Consider the following 1,257-nt stretch of genomic DNA (forward strand, 5'->3'; position numbering starts at 1 on the left):
TCTTCGACCTGGTGGTAGTCGACGAGGCACACCGCACCTCGGGGTCGGCGGGGAAGGCCTGGGCGGACGTCCACCGCCAGGATGTGATCCCCGCGATGCGCCGGCTCTACATGAGCGCCACCCCCAGGATCTGGATGGAACGACCCCCGCGGTCCCGGGCGCAGGATCGTGAGATGGAGGAGGCGCGCTGGCTCGCCGAGGAGGAGGAGCGCGGGAAGGCGGAGGGGCGGGTCTATGTCAGCAGGCCGCGCTGGGACCGGCTGCCGAAGGAGCTGGCGTGCTCGATGGACGACGAGAAGGTGTTCGGACCCGTCGTGTACGAGCTGTCCCTCGCATCCGCCATCTCCCGCGGACTGCTCGCGAAGTACCAGATCGTCGTCGCCGAGCTCACCGACCCCGTCGTCACCCCGGACCGGCTGAACGGGGAGGAGCGGTACGAGGAGCAGCTGCGCGGTGAGCGGCTCGCCGCGCTGCAGACCGCGCTGCTGGAGACCATGTCCGCCCACGGGCTGCAGACCACGATCACCTTCCACCACCGGACGATCGAGGCGGAGGCCTTCGCCGCCGGCCTGCACCGCGTCGCCGCCCGCCTGCACCAAGTGGACCCGGCCCGGCATCCCGAGAAGGTGTGGTCGGGATGGCTGTGCGGGGAACACGACGGCTCCCACCGGCAGACGGTCCTCGCCGACTTCGGACGCCGGGCCGGGCGCGCCGTGCTCTCGAATTGCCGGGTACTGGGCGAGGGCGTCGACATCAGAAGTGTGGACTCGGTAGCCCTGGTCGACCCCAAAGGGTCGGCCGTCGACATCGTCCAGGCCATCGGCCGAGCCCTGCGCCAGCACCCCGGCCAGGGCAAGATGGCCACCCTGATCGTGCCCATCTTTCTGGGTGTGGATGAAAAACCAGAGGACATGCTTTCCTCTAATTCCTACCGCCCACTTATCCGGATTTTGGAAGGAATCCGGGCGCATCATGAAAAAGCTGTGGAAATGCTCGCGATTCCGCAGGAGCCCAGGAAACGCGTCGTCGACCCGTCGTTGCCGGTCGGTCCGGTACCCGCCGAGGGCGAAGAGGAGGGCCGGCTCCTGCTCCGGTTCGCAGCCCCCCGCGACCCCGCGCTCATCGCGAAGTGGATCAGCTACACCGTCATCAACACCGAACGGCAGGACTGGCGCCGGGGCGCGGAAGCCGCGTACCGGTACCGGCAACGCGCGGGGGATCTGGAGGTCCCGTACGAGCACGTCGAGACCTCGGGGC

General features: G+C 68.7%; 1 protein-coding gene. It reads left to right on the forward strand.

Annotated elements, in window-relative coordinates; all coding sequences use genetic code 11:
* The coding region (locus ACFW48_RS38765) for a helicase-related protein (protein ID WP_386323388.1) at positions 1–1,257 on the forward strand (1,257 nt) is incomplete at both ends.

The sequence above is a fragment of the Streptomyces sp. NPDC058812 genome, assembly GCF_042744565.1.
Classification (GTDB): domain Bacteria; phylum Actinomycetota; class Actinomycetes; order Streptomycetales; family Streptomycetaceae; genus Streptomyces; species Streptomyces thinghirensis.